This window comes from Xanthovirga aplysinae, from assembly GCF_009711365.1.
GTDB lineage: Bacteria > Bacteroidota > Bacteroidia > Cytophagales > Cyclobacteriaceae > Xanthovirga > Xanthovirga aplysinae.
Genome location: NZ_SMMB01000107.1, coordinates 1 through 361, shown reverse-complemented (window position 1 = coordinate 361; position 361 = coordinate 1). Strand labels below are relative to the sequence as shown.

The 361-nt window shown below is 40.2% G+C and carries 1 protein-coding gene; it reads left to right on the top strand.

The window, feature by feature from the left end:
• The coding region (locus tag E1171_RS00125) for an organic hydroperoxide resistance protein (RefSeq protein WP_155202975.1) at nucleotides 1–361 on the top strand (361 nt) is incomplete at both ends.

The window sequence follows — 361 nt, the reverse complement described above, 5'->3', positions numbered from 1 at the left end:
ACGGCAAAAGCCACAGCAAAGGGAGGAAGAAACGGAAATGTAAAATCCTCTGACGGAGTACTAAATTTAGAAGTGAGAATGCCCAAAGGATTAGGAGGAAATGGGGAAGGCTATACTAACCCAGAACAGCTATTTGCAGCTGGTTATTCAGCTTGTTTTGACAGTGCTTTGAACCTGGTTGCCCGAATGCAAAAAATTGATGTCAAAGAAACTGAAACAACTGCAGCAGTTACCATTGGAAAAACTTCAGAAGGTGGCTTTAAACTTTCAGTGGATCTAGATGTAAAAATACCTGGAGTCGAAAGGGAAACAGCTCAGAAATTATTAGAAAATGCCCATCAAGTTTGTCCTTATTCTAATG